The organism is Agromyces bauzanensis, from assembly GCF_014645655.1.
Lineage (GTDB): Bacteria > Actinomycetota > Actinomycetes > Actinomycetales > Microbacteriaceae > Agromyces > Agromyces bauzanensis.
Map to the genome: position 1 here is coordinate 1 of NZ_BMMD01000059.1, position 1,663 is coordinate 1,663.

General features: G+C 67.2%; 1 pseudogene. It reads right to left on the minus strand.

The window, feature by feature from the left end:
* Positions 1 to 360 precede the first annotated feature (360 nt).
* Positions 361 to 1,569, minus strand: a pseudogene (locus IEX31_RS18350) (IS256 family transposase); the annotation flags it as partial.
* Positions 1,570 to 1,663 lie beyond the last annotated feature (94 nt).

Below are 1,663 nucleotides of genomic sequence, written 5' to 3' on the forward strand. Positions count from 1 at the left end.
CACCGCGCCCTGCTTGAAGTCCTCATCGAACTTGCGATACACCTTCGTACTCATCGCCAGCCTCCAACAATTGGCTGATACCTCTACGGTACGAGGGGAAACCCACAAAGCTCGGCGCGAGCTCACGCACGGATGCCATACGACGCGCCCGGACCCTTGGCGAGTTCTCCGAGCCAGGCTCATGATGACGCAGCTCGCGGCCGCACGGTCTCATAGGACACCAGCGAGCAGACCACGGCGGAGCCGCTGCAGCTGCCAATTGCGACGGGTCGTTCGTCGCGATCGGGGCCACGACGCGACCTCGTCGGGTCAAGTCCCGTTTCGTGGTGTAGTTCCGGTTGTTTCCTTGTTGGGTTGGGGTTAGGCGGTCAGAAGGAGTTCGGGGCGGGCGGGCTCGGCGTGGTCGTGGAGGATGTGGACGAGCTTGCGCATGGAGGTCTCGGAGAAGTAGCGGCGTTCGCCGTATTGCCATTCCTCGTGCTGTTCTTGCAGGACGGCGCCGATCAGTCGGGTGACGGAGTCGCGGTCGGGGAAGATCTGGACGACGTCGGCGCGGCGCTTGATCTCGCGGTTCAAGCGCTCGATCGGGTTGTTGGACCAGACCTTCTGCCAGTGCTCGCGGGGCAGCGACGCGAACGCGGTCAGGTCCGGTTCGGCGGCCTCGAGCATGGTGGTGATCTCGGGGAATGAGCCTCGCAGACTATCGGCGACCTGGTGGTACTGGCCGATCACGGCCTCTGGGGTGGTCTGCGCGAAGATCGTGGAGATCAGCGCGTTGACCGGCTTGGAGCGCGCCGATCCCAGCTTCTGGGTGACGTTGCGAGCGAAATGGACCCGGCATCTTTGCCACCCGGCTCCGGGCAGGATCGCCTTGACCGCGGCCTTGATGCCGGCGTGCGCGTCACTGGTGACCAGCGCCACACCGAGCGGGTCGGCGTCGGTCGCGGTGCGTAGGCCGCGGTCGCGCAGGCTGCGGAGGAACTCGGTCCAGAAATCGGTGGTTTCCGCGTCGCCGAGCGCCATCCCGAGGATCTCCCGGCGGCCTTCGCCGCTCACGCCGGTGGCGACCACGAGCGCTTGGGAGACGACCCGGCCGCGGACTCGGACGTCGAGGTAGGTGGCGTCCAGGAACAGGTAGGGAAACCAGGTGTGGTCGATGCGGCGGTGCAGGAACTCGTGCACGGTCTCGTCGATCTCCGTGCAGATGCGGGAGACGGTGGACCGGGAGATGCCGGTGTCGTTGCCCAGCGCCCGCACCAGCTGGTCGACCTTCCGGGTGCTCACTCCGTCGATCCACGCTTGGCAGATGACCGCGTAGAGCGCCTTGTCGACCCGGCGGCGCGGGTGCAGCAGACTCGGGAAGAACGACCCTTCCCGCAGTTTCGGGATCGCCAAGTCGACCTCCCCGGCCGGCGTCGCCAGGGTCTTCGGGCGGGTCCCGTTGCGGCGCGTGGTCCGCTCGATCGTGCGCTCGTAGCGGCCAGCGCCGATCTTCACGGTCGCTTCGGCGTCGACGAGGTCCTGCAAGCCGGCCTGGAGCATCCGACGGAACACATCAGACCCAGATCCGCGGGTAGTCGGTTTTCGGGTGTGGTCTCGGGTGCCGGCGGCGTGGTCGTCGGGGTTCGCGGCGGCGGGCGTGCGGGATCGCCGCGTGTCGCGG